Annotated in this window: 17 protein-coding genes and 1 pseudogene; 11 read left to right on the top strand and 7 right to left on the bottom strand. The window is 60.5% G+C overall.

Annotated elements, in window-relative coordinates:
* Positions 1–48: 48 nt before the first annotated feature.
* The 4 genes from M2281_RS13745 to M2281_RS13760 form a co-directional block, all read right to left on the bottom strand.
* Positions 49–1,578 carry a response regulator gene (locus tag M2281_RS13745; protein WP_280821703.1) on the bottom strand — a complete coding sequence of 510 codons (1,530 nt, stop codon included), beginning with the start codon at positions 1,576–1,578 and terminating at the stop codon, positions 49–51.
* A 2-nt stretch (positions 1,579–1,580) separates the two neighbouring features.
* Positions 1,581–1,928, bottom strand: a complete 348-nt coding sequence (locus tag M2281_RS13750; RefSeq protein WP_280821704.1) for an Hpt domain-containing protein — start codon at positions 1,926–1,928, stop codon at positions 1,581–1,583.
* 43 nt (positions 1,929–1,971) lie between these two features.
* The gene (locus M2281_RS13755) at positions 1,972–2,736 is read right to left on the bottom strand and encodes a transporter substrate-binding domain-containing protein (protein WP_280821705.1); all 765 of its coding nucleotides are present in this window, start codon (positions 2,734–2,736) and stop codon (positions 1,972–1,974) included.
* 126 nt (positions 2,737–2,862) lie between these two features.
* On the bottom strand, positions 2,863–5,580 hold the full coding sequence (locus M2281_RS13760; protein WP_280821706.1) for a hybrid sensor histidine kinase/response regulator: 2,718 nt from the start codon (positions 5,578–5,580) through the stop codon (positions 2,863–2,865).
* 384 nt (positions 5,581–5,964) lie between these two features.
* On the opposite strand from M2281_RS13760, the gene M2281_RS13765 reads away from it, so the two are divergent.
* Together M2281_RS13765 and M2281_RS13770 are read left to right on the top strand one after the other, a co-directional pair.
* The gene (locus M2281_RS13765; RefSeq protein WP_280821707.1) at positions 5,965–6,390 is read left to right on the top strand and encodes a transporter substrate-binding domain-containing protein; all 426 of its coding nucleotides are present in this window, start codon (positions 5,965–5,967) and stop codon (positions 6,388–6,390) included.
* 367 nt (positions 6,391–6,757) lie between these two features.
* A complete protein-coding gene (locus M2281_RS13770; RefSeq protein WP_280821708.1) occupies positions 6,758–7,093 on the top strand; it encodes a hypothetical protein in 336 nt (111 codons plus the stop codon).
* Between the two features lie 106 nt (positions 7,094–7,199).
* Here the strand turns inward: M2281_RS13770 and M2281_RS13775 are convergent.
* Positions 7,200–7,323: pseudogene (locus M2281_RS13775) on the bottom strand (IS6 family transposase); the annotation flags it as partial.
* A 223-nt stretch (positions 7,324–7,546) separates the two neighbouring features.
* On the opposite strand from M2281_RS13775, the gene M2281_RS13780 reads away from it, so the two are divergent.
* The 7 genes from M2281_RS13780 to M2281_RS13810 all read left to right on the top strand — a co-directional run bounded on the left by M2281_RS13780 (position 7,547) and on the right by M2281_RS13810 (position 15,734).
* A complete protein-coding gene (locus M2281_RS13780; RefSeq protein WP_280821709.1) occupies positions 7,547–9,556 on the top strand; it encodes a CocE/NonD family hydrolase in 2,010 nt (669 codons plus the stop codon).
* Positions 9,557–9,571: 15 nt separating this feature from the next.
* Positions 9,572–10,522 carry an ABC transporter permease gene (locus M2281_RS13785; RefSeq protein ID WP_280821710.1) on the top strand — a complete coding sequence of 317 codons (951 nt, stop codon included), beginning with the start codon at positions 9,572–9,574 and terminating at the stop codon, positions 10,520–10,522.
* A complete protein-coding gene (locus M2281_RS13790) occupies positions 10,515–11,393 on the top strand; it encodes an ABC transporter permease (RefSeq protein ID WP_425537723.1) in 879 nt (292 codons plus the stop codon). Before M2281_RS13785 ends, M2281_RS13790 begins: the two co-directional genes overlap by 8 nt.
* Positions 11,390–12,355, top strand: a complete 966-nt coding sequence (locus M2281_RS13795) for an ABC transporter ATP-binding protein (RefSeq protein WP_280821712.1) — start codon at positions 11,390–11,392, stop codon at positions 12,353–12,355. Before M2281_RS13790 ends, M2281_RS13795 begins: the two co-directional genes overlap by 4 nt.
* A complete protein-coding gene (locus tag M2281_RS13800) occupies positions 12,352–13,377 on the top strand; it encodes an ABC transporter ATP-binding protein (protein WP_280821713.1) in 1,026 nt (341 codons plus the stop codon). The genes M2281_RS13795 and M2281_RS13800 overlap by 4 nt, the downstream gene beginning before the upstream one ends.
* A 1-nt stretch (position 13,378) precedes the next feature.
* Entirely contained in the window at positions 13,379–14,941 is a 1,563-nt protein-coding gene (locus tag M2281_RS13805) for an ABC transporter substrate-binding protein (RefSeq protein ID WP_280821714.1), read from the top strand.
* 112 nt (positions 14,942–15,053) lie between these two features.
* On the top strand, positions 15,054–15,734 hold the full coding sequence (locus tag M2281_RS13810) for a TetR/AcrR family transcriptional regulator (RefSeq protein ID WP_280821715.1): 681 nt from the start codon (positions 15,054–15,056) through the stop codon (positions 15,732–15,734).
* 41 nt (positions 15,735–15,775) lie between these two features.
* Here M2281_RS13810 and M2281_RS13815 read toward each other — a convergent pair whose 3' ends face one another.
* Positions 15,776–17,314: a trimethylamine methyltransferase family protein gene (locus tag M2281_RS13815; RefSeq protein WP_280821716.1), complete on the bottom strand. Its 1,539-nt coding sequence runs from the start codon at positions 17,312–17,314 to the stop codon at positions 15,776–15,778.
* A gap of 11 nt (positions 17,315–17,325) precedes the next feature.
* Positions 17,326–19,380 (bottom strand): FAD-dependent oxidoreductase, encoded by a 2,055-nt coding sequence (locus M2281_RS13820; protein ID WP_280821717.1) that lies wholly within the window; start codon positions 19,378–19,380, stop codon positions 17,326–17,328.
* A gap of 609 nt (positions 19,381–19,989) precedes the next feature.
* Between M2281_RS13820 and M2281_RS13825 the strand changes: the two genes are divergently transcribed.
* Together M2281_RS13825 and M2281_RS13830 are read left to right on the top strand one after the other, a co-directional pair.
* Positions 19,990–20,379 (top strand): GNAT family N-acetyltransferase, encoded by a 390-nt coding sequence (locus tag M2281_RS13825; protein ID WP_280821874.1) that lies wholly within the window; start codon positions 19,990–19,992, stop codon positions 20,377–20,379.
* Between the two features lie 543 nt (positions 20,380–20,922).
* Positions 20,923–21,639, top strand: a complete 717-nt coding sequence (locus tag M2281_RS13830; RefSeq protein ID WP_280821718.1) for a DUF1614 domain-containing protein — start codon at positions 20,923–20,925, stop codon at positions 21,637–21,639.
* Positions 21,640–21,664 lie beyond the last annotated feature (25 nt).

The following is a 21,664-nucleotide window of genomic DNA, read 5'->3' on the forward strand; positions in this document are numbered from 1 at the left end:
TCAACTTAGTGCTCTGAATTGCCTCTCACAATCCATGGACGGGCAGTTCTATGTGCCAAAGTCATCGGCAATCGTGTCGAGCAGCGGCGGTTCTTCCTCGGCCTCGCTTTTCGGCTCGACCATGATTAGCCCGACAATGATCAAACCCAGCGCCGCCCACGTCCAGAGGGAAATGTATTCGCCCAGCAGGACAATGCTCCAGCCAATGCCGGCAGCGGTCACCGCATAGGCATTTTGGCTGGCGAAGACCGCGCCGGTCGTCTGGATCAGGTAAATGAACAGGATCATCGCCATTGTCCCCGCGAGCGCCATCAAGACGACCAAAGCCCCGAGTCTTCCGTTCAGGAGAGCTAACGGGATCAAATCGCCCGTTGCTAGCGCAATGACGAACAGCATCGCCATCGACGCCACCAGTGACACACCATAGATCGCTATACTGTCGATGTGTGTAGGCCGCTTTTCCGAAATGTAGAGGTCTTCCAGACCAAAGGTGATGGGTATGGCCAGAACGAGCGCCATCCATGCCCAGGTGTTTTCACCCGACCCGGCATCGGTTTCGCCGTAAATGACAATGACGGTCACACCGGCCAGTCCCAGCGCGAGGCCAAGGAAGCGTTTCAGGCTGGGCGATTCTATCCTCATGACCGCTGCGAACAGGAAGACCATGAAACCTTCCAGTACGATCACAATAGCCACGATGAAGGCGGGCAGTTTACTCGCCATCCAATAAACCAGGACCTGGTTGATCACCGAACTGATGAAGGCGAAGGTAAATACATACGTCCATTCGGCGCGGCCGAAGTCGCTCAGTTTCGGCAATGTCCCGCGCCGCATCGATATCAGGAGACAGATCAGCGCGCCTAAGGTATCGACCAGAAACGCGAGCCCGATAGGATGGATCACAATGTTTGACGCCATCTTCGATAGCGGCACGATCAGACCGAAGAGCGCACCGCATGCGAGAAGCAACAATCCGCCGCGGAACGTCCGGATATTCTGGCGCATCTTGCGTTCGCGCTCATAGACCTTCTGCGCCATGGTGGAGAAGACCTTTGCCAGGCGCCCCAAGCCGTCTGATCGGCTAGCCACATCATTGAGCCCGAGCCGCGAAGGATTGAAGTGACCGGTTTCCAGCGCAGTCGCGACTTTCGTCAGGCGCGCGACCTGCCGGAGATATTCGCGCTCGATGTCCCTCAGTCTCTTCTTCTCGAGGCATGTGCTGACACGCGCTTCCAGCAAGGCAGATTCGAAATCCTTCGGCAGGAAATCCTCCGCGCCCAGTTCTATCGCCTTGACGACGCTCGACATCTCCTCATCCAAGGCGGAAATGACGATCACCGGTAGGTCGCGCGAGTCCCGTGACGATTTCAAAACTCGCAGGACGGCGTAACCGTCCATCTCCGGCATAACAATGTCGAGCAGGACGACGTCAACACGGTTCTCGGCAACATATTCCAGAGCCTGCTGGCCGCTTTCGACCGCGACCGCCTGGTGGCCCAGCGCTTCGACTGCCTTTTGCAACTTCAGCCGAACCATTTTCGAATCGTCGACGATGAGAATTCTGCCGCTCTCGTTCATACTCATGCCCCCTGCTGCAGCAAGGCAGACAGTTCCGTGGCCGCCTGGGCATGGAGCGCCCTCACCTGGCCGATATCGTCGACGGCCGGCGGACTGCCGGCGACATAGCACCCCTCGATGCGTGCGCAGGTCTCGCCGAGTTCCGATGCCCCCATGTCGCGGGCGTTCGATTTCAGGGAATGCGCAGCACGGCGTGCGCCGGCAAGGTCTGACTCGGCGTAAGCGCGCTCCAGGGCAGCGACCAGAACGGGCGCTTCCTCCAGAAAGGATTCAATGAGTTCACGGAGGTCGTCATCACCTCCACCCATCACGCGCTTCAATTTCTCGAGGGCCCGCATGTCGATCGTCAATGAGATGCTCCCAAGTTCACTGAATTGACGTACATCTTCACTTTCATTCGTTGATCATGTCGTACTCGAACCACTTGGTCGAAAGTTTCGACAGGGTCCCGTCGGCTCGCATCGCTTCGACCGTTTTCGCCAGCAGATCCGCGAGTTCCGGATCTCCCGGCAGGATCGCGACGGCACTTGGCGTGTGGTAGAGCGGCTGTCCGATGATCTTGAAGGGTTTGCCCTCCTTAATCAGGGACATGACGATCGGCACGTCGTTGACGAAACCGTCGAGCTCGACGCCGTCGCCCTTGGCAAGTGCACTGAAGACATCGTCCTCATGGTCGAAATTGACGATGGTGGGATTTTCGATCTTGTAAGTGATCGGCGGAACGCCGACGATCCCGAAGGGCTGACGACGGAGATACTGGTCATATTTTGAGGCTTTGAGGGCGCCGATGCGTTTGCCGCTGGCGTCAGCCGGCGTGTGGATCGACGTGTTGTCCCGGTGTACAGCAAGCACCCCGATCGTGTAGTAATAGTTCACTGGGAAGGCGACATGCTCGGCGCGCTTGGCCGTCGGTGTCATGCTGTTGATGACGATGTCGTATTTGCCCTGCCAGTTTCCGGAGGTCTGTTCTTCCCAGGTTATGATCGAGCCGTCCGCGTTGGTGACATAGTCGACCTTCACCCCGATTCGCTTGCCGACTTCGCGGAGCACTTCGACATCGAAACCGTCGAGCTCGCCCTTGTCGTTCTTGATCACCGCCGGCGGCCAGATGTCCGGGAAGGGAGAACGCAGGATGCCAGTCGCGTGGATGTGGTCCAACACTTCTCCTGCCGCTGCAGAATGGGCGGCAAGCGCGGCGCTGGCGAAAATCAGTCCGGCGCATACAACTCTCGGAAAAACATTCATGAGATCGGTCCCCGTCAACATTCGTTACAGTCAATTTTGCTAGCCGGCTCTCCCGAGTTCCCGCTGGGCGCGGTAGCGGCCCGCGCGCTCGATACATGCGAGCAATTCCTCTAGATGGATGGGCTTGCTGAGATAATCGTCCATGCCTTCTGATAGGTAGCGCTCGCGATCTCCCGTCATCGCATTGGCCGTCAGCGCCACGAAGTATGGTGCCGGCTCCGCCGATTGCCGGCGAATTTCGGTCGTCGCTTCGAGGCCGTCCATTTCGGGCATCTCGATGTCCATGAGGACAAGGTCGTAGCTCTTCGCCTGGCATGCATCGACGGCCTGCCGGCCGTCATTGACCAGATCAGGCGCATAACCGAGATTGGAGAGAATCTTGCTGCCCACCTTGCGGTTGATTAGGTTGTCGTCGGCCAGGAGGATGGCAAGCGGTAAGCGCGCCGCGAGTTCATTGTCGAAACCTCTTTCCACGGCTGGTGCGCCCGTTACATTCTGTCTCTTGCTAACAAGGGCGCTCACATGCTCGAGCAGGATCGACGGCTTGATCGGCTTGACGAGCATGTCGGCGTGTTCGAACCTGACGATCCTTTCCCTTTCCGATTTCGCAAACTGCGAAAGCGAACTGTAGATGATAATCGGCAGCGACTTGCCGGCCGGTAGTCCCCGAATTTGCTCGGCGAGTGCGATGCCGTCGGTATCGGGCATGACGAGATCGAGGATGGCTATGTCGTAGCGGCTCCCGGCGGAAAGGGCCTCGATGGCTGCGGACGGCGAGGAAAAGGTAGTGCTTTGCATTTTCCAGGCCGCTGCATGGCCCGTGAGGATCTGGCGGTTGGTGGCGTTGTCGTCGACGATCAGCATATGAAGGCCTTCGACATCGACCTTCGGCCGCGAAGTCTCATGCTCGACTTTCGCCTCGGCGACGGTGATCGAAAAGATGAAGGTCGAACCTTCGCCCGGGCGGCTTTCAGCCCAGATCGTGCCGCCCATTAGCTCGACGAGCCGCTTGCTGATTGCGAGACCGAGCCCCGTGCCTCCAAACCGCCGCGTCGTCGAGGCATCGATCTGGCTGAAGGACTTGAACAGCCGGCCCATCCTCTCCGCAGGAATCCCGACGCCGGTATCGCGCACGGCAAACCGGAGGCGGTAGAATTGCCCCGTTTCTGAGGGGGAAGAGATGCGATCGCGAGAAATTGTCAGTACGATCTCGCCCTGCTCCGTGAACTTCACCGCGTTGTTCAAGAGATTGAGAAGAATTTGCCGGAGCCGCACCGGGTCCACCATGATTCCTTCGGGGCATTCACCCTCAAAGACATAGGCGAGAGTTAGCCTTTTTTCGGCCGCGCGGCTGGCGACAAGATCGAGCGCTGTTTCGACACAATGCCTGAGATCGACGGGAATAGTTTCGAGTTCCATCTTGCCGGCCTCGACCTTGGAAAAGTCGAGGATGTCGTTAATGATCGTCAGCAGCGTCTCGGCCGCGCCGTTCACCGTGTTGCAGTAGTCGCGCTGTTCGGCATCGAGGTCGGTATCCAGCAGCAGCCTGTTCATCCCGATAATCCCGTTCATCGGTGTGCGGATTTCGTGACTCATGGAGGCGAGAAACGTGCTTTTTGCCTCGTTGGCGGCATCTGCGACTTCGCGCGCATGTGTGAGATCCCTCTCCGCCTGTCTGATCGCCGTTACGAAATTGGTGAACTCTGCTGCAAGATTGGCGATCTCGTCATGCCCTCGCGTAAGCTGTCGGAGGCTCCGGGCAAGCTCAGGGTCGCGAATGGCGCTGCCGAGCCTGCGGATACGTCCTACGATCGATCTCTGCATGTAGATGGCAACTGCGATCGCTCCCGCCACCGCGAGCAGCGCTATGGACCAGAGAATGGTTTCGCTCCGCGACAGCTCACCGTCCAGGACGTTCTGCTGCCGCTCCATTTCACGAATGATGCGGTCGGATATGCTTTCAGCGGCGCCGACCAAGTTGCGTGACAGTCGCTCGTTGTCGGCAAGCTGGGTACGAATGTCCTTAAGCAGACCGGCAAGACGCGCCTTCTGGGCAATGAGGCCCTGGGCGCCGAGGAGCGATGCCGTGAGGTTGTCTCCAGCGGGATCCGCAGAAGCAAGCACGGATTCGACCCGAGGCTTGAGCGCATCGACCGCCTCTGCGCTGCCGGCGGTCAGCAGTTCTAGGGTCACCGATTTGAGCCGTTCGGCTGCGCTCCGATCCGGAGGCGAAGCTGCGGCAATTCTGTGGGCGAGCTTGTCAATGGCCTCCTCCGTTGCCGCACGGTCGTAGAGGTTTGTTGCCAGAGCATCGAGATTGCTGAAAAGCTCCTGCATGACGGCTTCGATGCCGCTCATGGGTTCCTCGGAATGCGTCTTCAGATCGTCGATCAACGTCTGCAGGCGTTGTTGTTCCTTGAAACTCTGAAGCGAGAAGTCCAGCAGCGTCTGTTGGTCGAGGCCTTTGGCATAGAGCGAGGGTGCCAGACGCGTAAGCGCCTCCGCACGCTGACGCAATTCGGCCGAGACGCTAATCGTATCCATCTGCCGGTTGACGATGACATCGAGGTTATGGCGAAGGCCGTCGAAGGATCGCAGGGCCGTGAAGCTGACGATGCCGATCATCGAGGCAAGCGCAACCAGGCCGAGGAGAACTCTCGTTGCCAGGCCGAAACTATATCGTCGTGGATGCTTGGTATCGTCCGCCTTATGCGTCCCGTCAGCCAGACCGACGCCACTACTGTCTGCGATCTGCATAGGTTGCCCCAAAACGGATGCTGGCTGCCCACACTGCCGGCGTTATGAATTGGATTGCTAATGCGCGCTGGAAGTATTAAGTGTAACCAGTAATATCACGTCGATTTTTGCTGGAATCAACTATTTTCTCTCCGATCCATGAAGCCGTTTTTTGCATGCCATAGTCTAAATGCCGTGCTCATCTTTCACGCCTTGGGTTTGGAGAGAGTACACCTCGAAATCAATGACGGAACGCGTTGAGGCTGGCTAGGCTTTTCCTATGCGCCGCCCGCAATGTCGCAAGGGACGGGAAGATGTAAGTCTTGCAGAAGATCGGCGCTTTTGGACTAGCCTTTGCCATCACGTCAGCCTCGGCCTGGGCCGGCACGGTGCTCGACCACATTCGTGCAAGCGGCGTCATCCGTTCGCGCCAGACATCTGGCCGCCAGCGGCAAACGCATCGGCGCATTAGCTGGATCGCAATATGATCACTATTTGCGGCGGGAGCCTGTAAATATCGTCGGGGTCTCGGAATTCATCTACAAGGTCGACGATCCCGTGATCGTGAACTACCAGCATGAAGAGGATGTCTATGCTGCCCTGGCCAAGGGCGATGGCATAGAACTGGACGCCCTCGCCAATCTGCTGCCCGCCGTGATGGCGCTGATCAAGGAGGGAAAGCCCTTCAAGATCGTTGGGCAACCGCTCTATCGGGTGCCACATGCCATCGCGATCCTACCCGGCGACGACGATTTTGCAGCGGAAATCAAGAGGGTTGTGGGCGATGCATGCGGATGGCACTCTGAAGGGGCTATCCATGAAATGGTATGATATCGATCTGACGTCCAAATGAAGGAGCCCTCCTGGTCTTTCACGCTCTAAACGACAACCACTTGTTCCATGCCAACAAGCTCAAGCGGCATTCGCTCGGCGCGAAGAATAAGAATCTCAAACGCAACGGCAGTCTTCTTGTGGTGCACAGATGTCGTTGCCTTAAACCAACGCAATGACCGTTTTCGGGCAGAGGCGACAACTGCCTTTATGACCGATAAGGGGCGCAAAGTCGCCCGACCGCTTGGGGCGGTGATCGGAACCAACGCATACGCTTGGCGTTACGTCCAGCACCATTCATGATCCGTCCCCCTGCAGCTCCATAGAGTAGGTTGAGCAGCGGGGGCAGAACAGGTCTATCGGTCGCATGAGTAAGGCACTTGTTTGGGCCGCCGCAGTCGAAGTCGCTACCGGCTTGGCGTTGGTCATTGTCCCGTCGATCGTGGTTCAACTTTTGCTGGGCCATGAACTCGACGGCGTTGCCATTCCGGTCGCGCGCGTCGCGGGGATTGCCTTGATTGCATTGGGGGTCGCGTGCTGGCCAGGGCCGCCGATTGTCGGGATGTTGACCTACGGCATCGTCGTGACCCTCTATCTTGCCTATCTCGGTATTCTCGGCGGGCTGGGCGGTGTTCTTCTTTGGCCTGCTGTCGCGTTTCATGCCGCGTTGTCAATTTTGCTCGGCCGCGCTTGGAGTCGATAGGGCGAGATTGCGTCCGACCTGGGGCGGAAGTGGTCGGCCTGCTTTCAGGGCGACCTCAGCAGGAAGCGGCCCTTCCGCTCACGACCGTAAGACGCCCTCCCCCCTGTTGCCGATAGTACTCGGCCCCGAACTTCTTTCCCCATTTGCGGCTAAGAGACAACGATACCGCGTTCCAGCAGCATCTCCTCGACATGACAAAGGCTGAGTGCAAGTCGGAAATACAGCCACACCGTACGATGATTTGAGCCGGGAAACGATAGGCTTGTCGTTGCCGGTGGGAGAGTTCATTCCTACACGTTATCCCAAAGAGCGCCGACAACCGCTTGAGTTGATAATGCAGTCAGGCGAGTTTTGGCGCCCGAGTAAAAAAGACGGCTACAGCTAAAGCCTCGGTTGCTTGTCAAATGCTCTTGTTGTACGACTTTTCAACAAGGGCATTTGGACACCTCCGGCATGATACGAACCGAGTATCCGTTTCTTGTCGAAACCGTGGATCCGTTCTGGATCACGCTGGCCGATGGCGTTCGGATCGCAACGACCTTGTGGCGTCCGAAGACAGACACGCCGGTGCCGGTCGTCGTCGAGATGGTGCCCTATCGCCGCCGCGACGGCACTGTGGCGCGCGACATCGACATCCATCCCTACCTTGCCGGGCATGGCATTGCCTGCGTCCGTGTCGATATTCGCGGCGCCGGCGATTCCGGGGGCGATCTGGCCGACGAATATCTGCCGCGCGAACAGGAGGACGCCTGCGAGATCATCGCGCAACTCGCTGCTCAAACCTGGTGCAACGGCAATGTCGGCATGACCGGCATTTCCTGGGGCGGTTTCAATGCGCTCCAGGTCGCCGCCAGACGACCTCCGGCGCTGAAGGCCATCATCACGCTATGTGCCAGTGACGATCGCTATGCCGACGACATCCACTATATGGGCGGCGCGCTCCTGACCGAGCAGGAGATGTGGTCGAACTTCATGCTGGTGAAGAAGGCGATGGCGCCCGATCCGCAAATCGTCGGAGAGGCCTGGCGCGCCATATGGGAGGGCCGCCTTGCCGCCACGACCTCGCTGTCGGAAATCTGGCTGGCCCACCAGCGCCGCGACGACTACTGGCGTCAGGGGTCGGTCTGCGAGGATTATTCCGCGATCCAATGCGCGGTCATGGCGGTGTGCGGCTGGGAAGACAGCTATTCCAATTTCGTCCCGCGTCTGCTCGAAAATCTGCCAGGTCCGAAACTCGGCATCGTCGGCCCGTGGTCGCATGTCTATCCTTGTCGCGGCGCGCCCGGGCCGTTGATCGGCTATCTCCAGGAGGCGCTGCGCTGGTGGCGGTACTGGCTCGCCGGCGAGGACACCGGCATCATGGCCGAGCCGCTTTACCGTGTCTGGATTACGGCTGAGGAACGGCCGCAACCCTTTTATCTCCCCAACCATGCCGGATGCTGGGCTGCCGAGGAAAAATGGCCGTCGCCGCGCATCGAACGCCGTAGATTCCATCTCAACGCGACGGGTCTTGGTGAAGAGGCCGTTTCCGGTACGTCCCTCTCCGTGCGTTCGCCGGCAACCGCCGGACGCGACTGCGGCCGCTGGGGCGGCTATGGCGGAAGCTGTCCTGACATGGCGATCGACCAACAGCGCGAGGACGGCCTGGCGCTGTGTTTCGACACGGCCCCGCTTGACCAAGATCTGACCCTGCTCGGCGCGCCGGAGATCGACCTGCTCCTCACAGTCGACCAGCCGCACGTCAACCTTGCGGTCCGGCTCTGCGACGTCTATCCCGACGGCACCTCGGCGCTAATGACCTATGGCGTGCTCAATCTCAGCCACCGCGACAGCCACGAGCATCCCGAACCTTGTCCGGTCGGAACGCCGTTCAAGATCCGATTGAAGCTCAACGATTTCGCCCGCACGGTGCCTAAAGGCCACCGCATCCGGCTCGCGCTAGCCAACCAACATTGGCCGATCCTCTGGCCGCAGCCAAGCCTGTCGACATTGTCTGTCGCCGCCGGCGACAGCAACCTGGTCCTTCCCATTCGCCCGCTGTCGCCTCTGGACCGCGATGTACGCTTCGATCAAGCGGAGACCGCGCCGCCGGTTCCTGCCACGGTTCTGCGGGATGGTTTCGACCGCCGCATCGTCACCGACGATGTCGGCAGCGGCGTGCAGACAATCGCACTGGTTTCCGACCATGGCTGCACCCGCTATGACGACCGCAGTATCATCGTGTCCTCCGCCAACAGCGACACGATGAGCATCCGCGGCGACGATCCACTTTCGGCAAAACTCGTCACGGAATATCGCTGGGCCGTCGCCAGCGGGGAAGCCGACATGGAAAGCATGGCGCGCACCGAACTGACGGCCGACGCGACGCATTTTCATTTGAGTTGGCGGCTCGAGGCTCGAGAACGAGGCCGACTTGTCCACAGCGCGTCGGCGACGCGGCGCATCAGGCGTGATTTTGCCTGAGGAAAGCTAGGGACCATGCTCACATACGCAATCAAGCGCATTGGTCTCGGTCTTCTGATCCTCACCTTCGTCATGGTCGTCATGTATACGGCCGTGTTCCTCGTGCCCGGCGATCCGGCGAGTGTGGCGCTTGGGCCGCGCGCCACACCAGAACTGAAGAAGATGCTGATCGAGCGCATGGGGCTCGATCAGCCGGTGTGGTGGCAGATCGTGGAGTTCTTCCGCAATGCGCTGACCGGGAACCTCGGCTACGATGTCTGGTCAAATCGGCCTGTCTCCACCCTTGTCATGGAAGCGCTGCCCAACACGCTGGTGCTTGGGATTACGTCACTCGCTGCCGCCCTTCTCATCGGCGTTCCTCTCGGATGTCTGTCGGTGGTGCGGCGCGGCACCGCGGCCGACGCCATCATCGGCGTCCTGTCCGTGGGTGTTATCGCGGTGCCGTCATTCGTCGTCGCTATCTATTCGCTGCTGCTCTTCGCCGTGGCGCTGCGCTGGTTACCGGCCATCGGCGCCGGCGAGGCCGGCGACCTCGTCAGCCAGGTCAAGGCGCTTGTCATGCCGGCACTTGCCATCGCGCTCGGCTGGATCGGTTATATCGCCCGCATGGTACGCGCCTCGATGATGGAGGTGATGGGCGAGCCGCACATTCGCACCGCCCGCTCCTTCGGCCTACCGGAATGGAAAATCGTTTCGAAATACGCATTGCGTATCGCAATCATCCCGACCATCTCGCTGGTCGCGGTGGGGCTGGGCAGCATCCTTTCCAGCGCCGTCTTCGTCGAGGCGGTGTTTGCCCGACCAGGCATCGGCAAGCTCGTCACCGACGCGGTCAACACCCGCAACTATCCGGTCGTCATGGGAACGGTTTTAATCATGACCGCCATCTATGTCTCAATCACCATCGCCGCCGATCTGCTGATCGCGCGGCTCGATCCGAGGGTCCGCGATGTCTTTCGTGGCTGAAGCAGCTTCCTCCGGCCAGGGCCGACAACGGTTTCCGCTGCTTCGTGCCCTGCTCGCCGACCCATTCACCTGCACAGCACTCATTCTGGTGGCAGGTTTTCTCATCACCGCCGCATTCGCCCCTTGGCTTACGCCCTATTCGCCGGTCAAGATCGACGTGCTGCACAAGCTGCAGCCACCATCGGCCGAGCATTGGTTCGGCACCGATCATCTCGGCCGTGACCTGCTTTCCCGCATTGTCTTTGGGACGCGCACCGCGCTGACGATCGCCATGGTTTCGGTAGTGATCGCCGGTGCGATCGGCCTCTTGCTTGGATTGATCGCCGGCTATGGACCCCGCTGGCTCGACGCGCTGCTGGTATTGACCTTCGACAGTTTGAATTCGCTCCCCATGATAATGTTCGCGCTCGCCATCATTACTGTGCTCGGCGCCGGAACCAGTACGCTGATCATCGTCATCGCCGCGACCTCGTTTCCGAGCTATGCGCGGCTGATCCGGGCGCAGACGCTGGCGCTGAAAAACAGCGACTACATCCTGGCCGAACGGCTGCTCGACGCCGGACCCGTGCGCATCATCTTCGTACATCTTTTGCCCAATGTGGTTGGACCGTTGATCATCCTACTGTCGATGGACATCCCCGTCGTCATCATGGTCGAAGCGGGCCTGAGCTTCCTCGGTCTTGGCGTGCGCCCGCCCACGCCTTCCTGGGGCAGCATCCTCTATGACGGCTACACCAGCATTCGTTCAGCTCCGTTCATGGTCATCTTCGGCGGCTTGCCGCTGGTGCTCGCCACGCTCGGCTTCACCTTCCTCGGCGAGGGCCTACGGGACTATCTCGACCCTCGCCTGAAGCTAAGGAGGCCAGCATGACAGGCTCGCTTGCTGCCAGCGATCTCAGCGTTCGCTACGAGACCCCGCATGGCAACGTCCACGCGCTGCGCCATGTCGACATCGAGGCACATCCCGGCGAGGTGATCGGCATCGTCGGCGAAAGCGGATGCGGCAAGTCCACGCTGGTCACTGCGCTGGCCAATCTCCTGCCGGCCAACGCCCGCATCGAGGGCTCCATCGCTTATGACGGCGTCGACCTGGTCAACCTGGACGCGCACCGCCGGCGCCTGCTTCGCGGCGACGAGATCGCACTCGTTTCGCAGGACCCCATGACTGCCTTCAACCCGGTGCTGACCATCGGCGACCAGCTCGTAGACTTCCAGCACCACCGCAAGGACCTGGACCGGGCGCAGAAGAAGGCGAGGATCGCCGCGATGCTGACGCGCGTCGGCATATCGGACGCAGAGCGGCGCATGAGGAGCTACCCGCACGAATTGTCGGGCGGCATGCGCCAGCGCGCGGCGATTGCCGCAGCACTTTTGACAGACCCCGGCCTGCTCATTGCCGACGAGCCGACGACCGCCCTCGACGTGACCATGGAGGCGCAGATCATCCACCTGCTGCGCGAACTGCGACGCGAATACAACGGCATCATCATGGTCGTCTCGCATCATCTCGGCGTCATCGCCGAACTCTGCGACCGGGTCTACGTGATGTATGCGGGCGAGGTCGTCGAAGGCGGTGAGGTCGACGCGATCTTCCACGATGCCCGCCATCCCTACACGCGGGCGCTGCTTGCCTGCGATCCCGCGCGTTTTCCCGAAAGGCTCGAGCGTCTGCCGACAATCCCCGGCACACTGCCCAATCTGACGGATCCACCGGCCGGTTGCATCTACGCATCGCGCTGCGAGCGCACCCTTGCGCCTTGCCACAATGTGGTGCCTCCGCGCGTCAAGCTCTCGGCATCCCACATCGCTCGATGCCACGGGGTGCGCGGATGACCCCGCTGCTTGAAATCGAAGACCTTTCGGTGAACTTTGCACGCGGCGGGATGATCAATCGCCTTCTAAACCCGCTGCCGCTGCCCAGCTTCAATATTCTAGACGGTGTCACGCTCTCGCTGATGCCGGGTCAGACAATCGGACTGGTTGGCGAATCCGGTTCCGGCAAGACCACACTCGCCCGCACCATTCTCGGGCTTGTGCGCGCCGCCGCCGGGCGGATCGCCTTCGAGGGCAAGGATGTCCTGACAGGGGCCGATTTCCGTGCCATGCGCCGCAGATCGGCGATGATGTTTCAGGACCCCATTGCGTCGCTCAGCCCGCGCCTGCGCATCGGTTCGCTCTTGACCGAACCTCAACTCATTCAGGGCTTGCCGATGGCGGACCGGCGCACTGTCGCAAAGACACTGTTGGCGCAAGTTGGTCTGCCAGCCTCCTTCATTGACCGGTTTCCCCATGAACTCTCAGGCGGCCAGGCGCGTCGCGTCGGGGTCGCCCGGGCGCTGGCGATGAAGCCGCATCTTCTGCTCGCCGATGAGCCGACTGCCGGTCTCGACGTCTCCGTCCAGGGCGACGTTCTCAACCTGGTCGGGGAATTGCAGCGCGAACTCGGCTTCGCCGCGATGATCGTCACCCACAACCTTGCAATGATCCGCCATGTCAGCGACCGCCTCGCCATCATGTATCTCGGGAGACTGGTCGAGACCGGACCGACGCAGGAAGTGTTTGCAGCACCGATGCATCCTTACACCGCGACTCTGATTCGCTCCGAGCCGGTGCCGGACCCTCGCCAGCGCAGCCACCACCTCGCAGTCACCGGTGAAATCCCGAGCGTGTTCAGGAGGCCTTCGGGCTGCGAATTCCACACGCGCTGCCCGCTGGTTCAACCGCGCTGCCGCCTCGAGCCGCCGGCGTATCGAAGGGCGGGCACCAACCGGATGGTACGCTGCCATTACCCGTTGGAGACATGTGACCAAGAAAAGGAAGCCTTCGCACGCGCTTCCGAAAACAAGGGGAACTGACATGACAGGATGGACCACCGATAGGCGTAGATTTCTCAAGGCCGCGGGGGCGCTCGGCGCCGGGCTTTTGATGCGGCCCGGCTTTGCCTGGTCGGCCGACGGCGACACACTGCGCATCCGTATGGAAGGCGATTTGCAGACGCTCGATCCCGCTTTCATGAATGGCGGCATTGAAGATGTCATCATGCGTGGCATCTATGTGACGCTGAACCGGTTCGGCGATCTTCGAGAAGGCTCGCCCTGGGCGCCCTGGGGCGCAGAGAAGCTTGAACAAAAGGACCCAAAGACCATCGCCTTTACCCTGATCGATGGGCTGAAATGGTCCAACGGCTTTGGCGCCGTCACTGCCGACGACGTAAAATTCTCCTACGAGCGCATCGCCGACCCTGAGCTCGGTTCACCCTGGGCCTACCAGTTCGAGCAGCTCGACCATGTCGAGGTCATCGACGCGCGAAACGGCATCATTCATCTGAAAAGCCCGTACCAGCCGCTCTTCGTGGTCTCGTTGCCTTACTACGGCGGCCACATCCTTAGTCGGGCGGGCATGGAAAAAGCCGGCGGCAAGTTCACCACCGAGCCGCCCGCAACTTGCGGCCCCTATGTTTTCGCCGACTGGCAGCAGAAGCAGAAGGTAACGCTTACCGCTAATCCAGACTGGCCGGGGCCGAAGCCGGCGTTCGGCAAGGTCGAAATCTATATCGTCTCCGACGATCAGGCGGCGCAACTTGCCTATGAGGCCGATGCATTCGACTACACCAAAATCGCTACCTCCGCGACCAAGGCGGTCAAGGCCAGCCCGCCCGCCGACACCACCGTCATCGAGGCGCAGTCGACGCGCTATGTCTGGCTCACCATCAACAAGCTGAGTCCGCGCCTGCAGGATATCAAGGTGCGCCAGGCGGTGCAGCACGGCGTCGATGTTGGCCAGATCCTGACCGGCGTCTATGACGACCTTGTTCCGCGCTCCACCGGCGTTGTTCAACCCGGCAGCAAATTCGCGCGGGCCAAAAACCTCATCGAGGGCGCGGACTACGAAAAATCCGCTACGCTGCTCTCCGAGGCCGGCGTCGCCGACCTGACACTGACCTTAACGGTCATGAACGATTCAATCCGCACCGCCACCGCCCAGATCATACAGGCAAGCCTCGAACAAGCCGGCATCAAGGTCGAGATCCAACCCTATGACGAGGCGGCATTCTGGGGCGTCGGCGACAAGACCCAAGGGGACGGCTACAAAAACATCGACCTCGCGCTGATGGACTTTGCCGGCGGCGTCGACCCGTCCGAAAACCTCGTCTGGTTCCGGCCGGACCAGATCGGCGCATACAACTGGTCCGGCTTCGACAGCCCCGAGTACGAGGCCGCCTATAAGGATCTCGTGGCAGAGATGGATCCGGCCAAGCGCATCGAACTTTCAAACCGGATGGAAGACTTGATGGAACAATCAGGCTGCTTCATGTTCATCTGCCACCAGCCGCTCGTTGCTATTCACAGGACAGGCCTCGAACCGGTCATCTATCCGGATGGCCACCCCAATCCGGTCCTGTTCAAGAAAAAGGCTTGATCGGCACCGCGTGGACAGTCGGGGCATAACGGACTAGACGCCTACTAAAATAGCTGGAGGGTTGGAGCCTTTCCTCTTTCGATCAAGGCGGGAAAGGCTCTAACCAGACTCGATGACAGACAATGAGACCGCAACAGCCAAGCAAAAGCGCGGCGCAAAGAAACCCAAGCCGCGCTTCAGCCGTGAACCGGCCGACGTACGCCGCGCAATGCTGATCGAAGCCGCAACGCGCTGTCTCTCGCGTGGCGGCATCGGCGCGTTCACGATCGACCGTATCTGCAGTGAAGCCAACGTCTCGCGCGGACTGATCAACCATCACTTTGACGGTCGCGACGGACTTCTGGTCGAGGTTTACAAAACTTCGCTCTATGCGACGGTGAATACACAGGTAGCGGAGGCCAAGCGTCGACGCGCAGAACAGTCCGGGTGGTCGCCTGAAGCTTCGCTTCGCGCGCTGGTAAAGTCCAACTTCTCACCCGACTACTTCAGCCGTGACAATCTGCTGGTCTGGTTGTCGCTATGGGGTGAGATCGCAGTCAATCCACGCCTTCAGGCCGCACATCGCGACCTCTATGACGCCTACCGGGCCGAACTCGCCGACGAGATCGAAGCCGTCGCCACGCAACGCGGTCGAAAGGTCGATGCCCGGTCGCTTGCCCGCAATTTCATTGCGCTGGTCGATGGGCTCTGGCTAGAATGGTCTCTCGACGAGACGATCGTTACACCTGAGGCCGCCGAGGCCGCAGGGTTCGAGATGCTCGAAGTGCAGGTAGGACCGCTGCGCGACGCTTGAGCAAGAACCGGCCGCTGGCCCTGCCCTGGATTGTTTGTATTTCAATTGAGCGGTGAGCCGCCCTCGCGCTTGCGACGATCCATGTAATCCCGCAGCGCCTCATCGATGCCGGGGTCGATTGGCGGTTGTTCGTACTCGGCCACCATGCGCTTCCAGATGACATTGGCGCGCTCACGCGCAGTCACCTGTCCGCGCTCCATCCAAGTGTCGTAGTTGTCCCAGTTCGACACCAGCGGCGCATAGAATGCGCGTTCATAGCGCTGCATCGTGTGCGCTGCGCCGAAGAAGTGCCCAGCCGGACCGACCTCGCGCACCGCTTCGAGCGCTAATGTATCAATGTCGACCGCAGGCGGATCGAAATAGGCCGCCATCATCTGCAACATCTCGGCATCGATGACCAGCTTCTCGAATGACGCGGTCAGCCCGCCGCCCAGCCAACCGGCGGCGTGCAGCACCAGGTTGGCGCCACCCATCAGGCAACCCCATAGCGACATCGCGCTCTCGTAAGCCGCCTGCGCGTCGACCGAATTCGCGGCGGTGACGTTGCTGGAGCGGAAAGGAACACCAATCAGGCGGCAGAGCTGGCCGGTGATCTGAGCCGCTTGCGTATATTCGGGGGTGCCGAAGGCCGGAGCGCCGGTCTTCATGTCGACGTTTGAAGTGAAACCGCCATACATAACCGGCACGCCGGGGCGCACGATCTGCGTCAGCGCAATGCCGGCCAACGCCTCGGCATGCTGCTGCGACAATGCGCCGGCGAGTGTAACCGGGCTCATGGCCCCGGCCAGCGTGAACGGGGTGATGACATTGACCTGGCCATGCTGGGCCAGGGTGATCAAGCCCTCAGCCATTGGGTCATCGAGCTGCAGCGGCGAATTGGTATTGATGATGCCCGTAAACACCGGCATTTCCTCGGAGAGCCTTTCGCGCGTCGTGCCGAGTGAGATCGCCACCATCTCCAGCGCGTCGATTGCCCTGCCTCGGCCGAGCGCCTGCGGCTGCCAGTTTTTGTCGAGCAGCGTGATCTCGGCGTAGTACAGGTCGAGATGGCGCGTATTCTGGTGCAGATCTAGCGGCTCGAACGGCCCCCCGCCCTCCTGATGCAACACGTTGAACGACTGGATGAGCTTCAGGTAATCGCACATCTCCGCATAGGTACCGGGACGACGGCCGCGATCATTGTCCATGACATAGGCCGGCCCGCCGACCGAGGAGAGGATGCAGTGCCGCCCGCCGACCTTGACGTTTTTCTCTGGATTTCTGGCGCGTAGCTCGAAGGAGGACGGGACGGTTGCGATGCGCTCCATGATCATCGAGCGGTCGAAGCGCACCCGCATCTCTCCCTCGTCAACCTCGGCACCCGCCGCGCGATAGAGCTGGCGCGCCTCCGGCTTGAGCACGCGCATGCCGATCTCTTCCAGGATGGTCAGGCCCATCTCGTGGATCATTTGAACCTGATCGGCTGATAGAATCTCGATTGGAGCGTAGGGCCGCGTCAGTTGCTTCCACGGCCGCTGGGCTATGGTGCCGACTTCGCGTTGCGGGCGACCGGGTCTACGACGTGCCGAACTGCGTTCCATGATCTGTCTCCTCAGGGCAGAAATGGCCGCTCGCGCAGCGGCACCTCGGCCACAGCCGGCAGGTCAAGCTGGCGGGCGAACTTGTGACCCGAATGCACCGCATCGGCGATTGAGGATGGCGCCAGGCAGTCGCCGATCCGCGTGATCGACCGCAAGGCGCCACGTGCGCTTTCTATCGCCACTGAAAGGTCATCGAACAATGCCTGCTCGGCGAGGCGTCCTGTTACCAGAACCAGCGTGCCGAAGTCGCGGCGTGTGATCCTACCGGTGTAGGCGCAGGCGAATTCGGCAACGCCCTCCGAAGCTGACAACAGGCTCCGTGACAGGAGCACATCGACACCGTTATCCATCAACCGCTTCTGAACGAAAAACTGCTCGTCGGTCATCTGCGTCCAGCTCGAGACCACTGGCAACGGCGTAGCGATTGCGACGTCATGACCGGCAAGGCGGAACTTCTCTGCCAGAGCGCCGCCCATGAAATAATGCTCGTCGTCATAGACCAACACTGGCCCCGCGACCGTTACCCCGGCGAATATGTCGTCCGGCGTCAGGATCGACTGGGAACCGGCAATTTCGGTAGGCACCTCGACACTGGAACCGACGCCATCCCGCCGCCAAATGCTGCCAGTCGCAAGTACCACATGTTCGACGCCGAGCGACAGCACGTCCTCAGCGCCGAGCCGGCTGCCGGGATAAATCTCGACGGTATCGTGTTTGCCCAGCATGTGAACGCGGTGGTCGCGCACGCGCGCCCATGCGCCGAGCCCCGGCAGCGTCGCTTCCCGCGAGACACGGCCGCCAAGCGCATTGCCGGCCTCCGCCAAGAGCACGCCGTAGCCACGCCGGCCGAGCGTCAACGCGCATTCCAGTCCTGCCGGACCGCCTCCAACAACTAGAACCCGCGCCTCCGAACCCTTCCGCGCCAGCCGCTCCGGATGCCAGCCGCGCCGCCATTCCTCGCCGATCGTCGGGTTCTGGGTGCAACGCAGCGGCACGGCCTCGTTGTTGGCGGAGCGGCAGATGTTGCAGCCGATGCACTCGCGGATTTCGTCCTCGCGCCCCTCAAAGATCTTTGTCGGCAAAAAGGGATCGGCGATCGAGGGGCGGGCCGCTCCGATGAAATCTTGGATGCCGCGCCTGATCTGGCCGACCATCGTATCTGGTGAAGTGAACCGCCCGACACTGACGACCGGCTTTGTTGTCACCGTCTTCACGAAGGCAACATGTTCCTCCTGATAGCCTTCCAGACTGAAGCGCGACGATTTGGAATCGTTGCCGAGCGCGCCGGCGACATTGACGTCCCAGAGGTCCGGCAGTTCGGCCAGCATCTCGATAATTTCGCGGCCCTCGCCTTGCGAGGTGATGCCGAGAGGTCCGTGCAGTTCATCGACGGCGAGCCGGACTGCGACCGCGCATGTCGCGCCCACCGTGTCCTTCGTGTCCTCGATCATCTCGCGCAGTAACCGCACGCGGTTCTCGAGAGAACCGCCATATTCGTCCGTACGGCGATTGGTGCGCCGCGACAGGAACTGGAACGGCAGATAGTCGTGCCCCGCATAGCAATAGACGATGTCGAAACCAGCCCGTTTCGCGCGGATGGCCGCTTCGCGCTGCCAGCGGCGAAATTCGCGAATATCCTGCCGATCCATAGCGCGCGCGCCGCCGGGTTGAACGAATTTGGGCGGTTGCGCTGAAGGCGCGATCATAGGCTCGCGCGTCAGCCGGTTGTTGGCGTGGGCGCCGCCATGCCAAAGTTCGACGGCCGCCAGGCTACCATGCGCGTGGATGGCGTCCGCTGTGTGGGCAAGGTCACGTACGTCGTCCTCGTCCCACAGCGACAGGAAGCCAAACGGCGAGTCGTCCGAACTCGGATGTATCGAGCAGTATTCTGTCGAAACAACGCCCCACCCCCCCTCGGCCTTTATGGATCGCAGCGCGGCACTGCTTTGCGGCTTGAGATGACCCATGCCGGTCGCATGCGGCGTCTGGTAGAAACGATTGGGAGCGGTGACCGGCCCTATCCGAACCGGCTCGAACAGTATCTCGTATCGAGGGTTGCAGCCCATCGGCATTCCGGAATGGCCTTGTTGAACAAATGTCAAGCAACGCTATTTCAGTTTCCCGCGGAACGCAATGGCCGGCTCTAGGATCGGCAAGGACCGCATCTCCGTCGGACCAGCCATCGTGATTATTCTCGCACGCTCTACGAGGGCGAGCTCTTTGGCTTCACACATGAGATGGCGATCAATTTCGGCTTGCAGCGCATTCTCGCAGACAGCCGCAAAGTCTATTCCGAACTGCGCAAGCGCGGCGTGCGGACGTTGGTCGACGACGGCACTCGACCGCGATGCCTAGGCTAGTCCCAGCTCGGCGGCAGAATGCTCGGACTTGGTGCCGCGATATCTGCTTCCGGGCGGCGGAGGGAAAATTTGCATCGATGGCCCAAATGCGGCGCATTTCCGACCGGCAGTCTTGGGCCGAAAGCTGTCGGTCGGTTATGGGGAGATTTAGCTAGTAAGTAGACCTTCCGCCGTCGACCCTCTTCCGATCATTCCGAGCCATCTTCCCCGACACGAAAGCGGTGATAGAATGGTTTAATACTGATCCGACCGTTTGAGCCTTTCGACGCTGACGCGCTTGCGACCCTTTTTCATGCATCAGTTCATGAAGCCGGCATCCGCAACTACTCGCCGGAGCAGGTTGCGGCTTGGAGCCCATCGAAGCCCGACCCCGAGAAATACCTGCGCCAAGCCGACGGCCGAATATTCTTCGTCACTGTGGACAGTGACGGTCAGCCAATTGGTTACGGGGATTTGGAGGCGGATGGTCATATTGACCACCTTTACCGCCGCCCAGATATGATCGGAACAGGCGTTGGGTCAGCGCTCTACGCCGCGATCGAAGCCGCCGCGAAAAGCGCGGGCATGACGATCTTGTTCGTAGAGGCGAGCGAGGGCGCACGCCGCCTCTTTGAACGTCGCGGCTTCAGCATCGATGCTCGAAACGACTTCACGATCAACGGCGTCGCGATCCACAACTACCGTAGGTCAAAGCTGATCGCCTGACTTGGAGCAGGCGGAAGTCCGGTGTTGTGCGGCCTGAAAGCCACCCGTCTTCTTTCCACCCAACGAAGCCGATCGCAGTTGCCAATGCGATCGCAAGTTTGGTCATCGTGATTGCTCCTGTTCAGTCATCCAGATTGTCTGGGACAGCCGTTTTAGGGGCGAACTCTCGCTGAGCGAGTTGCCCCTCGGTAGTGCAAGGCTCGTTAGACACCTGTGCAAATGTGCAAAATTGACCATTCCCGTCCGTTACGACGCAGGCCAGCTACAACCATTCTTCCGCGTAGCTCAGCTTCGCCGATCCGCCGGGATCGTAAGTTGGGTCTTGTAGGCACCACGAGCGATACCGTGGGCGCATTGTCCAAAGTTTGGACGGCCGATGCCCGCGACATCCGGATCCGCCTTTGGCAAAAGGATGCCCATATGCGTACACGGCTCAGTGTCCCTAGCGTGAGTTCGAGCTGGCGGGACGCGGTATTGTGTCTTTTCGCGTTCTGCGTGAATATTGGCGGAGCCCACTCACGAGGGTTTGCAGCCGAGGCTCCAATGCAAATGGCTCAGTTTTTCTACCTTCCGGTCGCGCCCGTATTCTTCTTCGTTCTCGTTGCGGTTTGTGTCCTTGTATTGGCTTTTTGCCTGATAAGGCGCGCTTACCTGCAACTGGGCCTGACCCCGGCCCAAGCCATGTTTTTGCTGATCGGTTCCTTGATCGGAAGCTTCATCAACATTCCCGTCACGGTGATTTCGACGAATTCCGTCACGGCGGATCAAATGGTCGAGTTCTACGGCATGAGCTACCCAATCCCGCCAGCAACCGACTGGGGCGGCACCGTTCTTGCGATAAATGTGGGCGGAGCGATCATTCCGGTGGTCATGGCCGTATTCCTACTCATTCGATGGCGGCTCTGGTCGGCAGGGCTGTTGGCGACGGCCGTGGTAGCTGCGATCTGTTACTGGTTCTCGTCCCCCATTCCGGGGATGGGGATAGCCGTACCGGTATTCATCCCGGCGATAGCAGCGACCGTTTTGGCCCTACTGCTGTCACGCCAGAGCGCCGCACCGCTTGCTTACATCGCCGGGTCGCTGGGCGCGTTGATCGGGGGGGATTTGCTGAATTATGGGAAGCTTGCCGATCTTGGTGCTCCCATCTTATCGCTTGGTGGAGCGGGAACCTTCGATGCCGTTTTCCTGACAGGTGTCATTGCGGTACTGATCACCGGCATTTCATCGCGGTGGCAGGGCACAAAGCCAGCAACCTCCTGATCATCGCAGCTATCGGTGCGAAGCC

The organism is Pseudaminobacter soli (ex Li et al. 2025) (assembly GCF_029892515.1).
Classification (GTDB): Bacteria; Pseudomonadota; Alphaproteobacteria; order Rhizobiales; family Rhizobiaceae; genus Pseudaminobacter; species Pseudaminobacter soli_A.

Excerpts from the sequence above, each read along its gene's own strand:
- M2281_RS13830 (WP_280821718.1), top strand. The coding sequence starts at position 20,923 with ATGCAAATGGCTCAGTTTTTCTACCTTCCGGTCGCGCCCGTATTCTTC.
- M2281_RS13780 (WP_280821709.1), top strand. The coding sequence starts at position 7,547 with ATGATACGAACCGAGTATCCGTTTCTTGTCGAAACCGTGGATCCGTTC.
- M2281_RS13745 (WP_280821703.1), bottom strand. The coding sequence starts at position 1,578 with ATGAACGAGAGCGGCAGAATTCTCATCGTCGACGATTCGAAAATGGTT.
- M2281_RS13795 (WP_280821712.1), top strand. The coding sequence starts at position 11,390 with ATGACAGGCTCGCTTGCTGCCAGCGATCTCAGCGTTCGCTACGAGACC.
- M2281_RS13820 (WP_280821717.1), bottom strand. The coding sequence starts at position 19,380 with ATGGGCTGCAACCCTCGATACGAGATACTGTTCGAGCCGGTTCGGATA.
- M2281_RS13805 (WP_280821714.1), top strand. The coding sequence starts at position 13,379 with ATGACAGGATGGACCACCGATAGGCGTAGATTTCTCAAGGCCGCGGGG.
- M2281_RS13785 (WP_280821710.1), top strand. The coding sequence starts at position 9,572 with ATGCTCACATACGCAATCAAGCGCATTGGTCTCGGTCTTCTGATCCTC.
- M2281_RS13760 (WP_280821706.1), bottom strand. The coding sequence starts at position 5,580 with ATGCAGATCGCAGACAGTAGTGGCGTCGGTCTGGCTGACGGGACGCAT.
- M2281_RS13800 (WP_280821713.1), top strand. The coding sequence starts at position 12,352 with ATGACCCCGCTGCTTGAAATCGAAGACCTTTCGGTGAACTTTGCACGC.
- M2281_RS13770 (WP_280821708.1), top strand. The coding sequence starts at position 6,758 with ATGAGTAAGGCACTTGTTTGGGCCGCCGCAGTCGAAGTCGCTACCGGC.
- M2281_RS13815 (WP_280821716.1), bottom strand. The coding sequence starts at position 17,314 with ATGGAACGCAGTTCGGCACGTCGTAGACCCGGTCGCCCGCAACGCGAA.
- M2281_RS13810 (WP_280821715.1), top strand. The coding sequence starts at position 15,054 with ATGACAGACAATGAGACCGCAACAGCCAAGCAAAAGCGCGGCGCAAAG.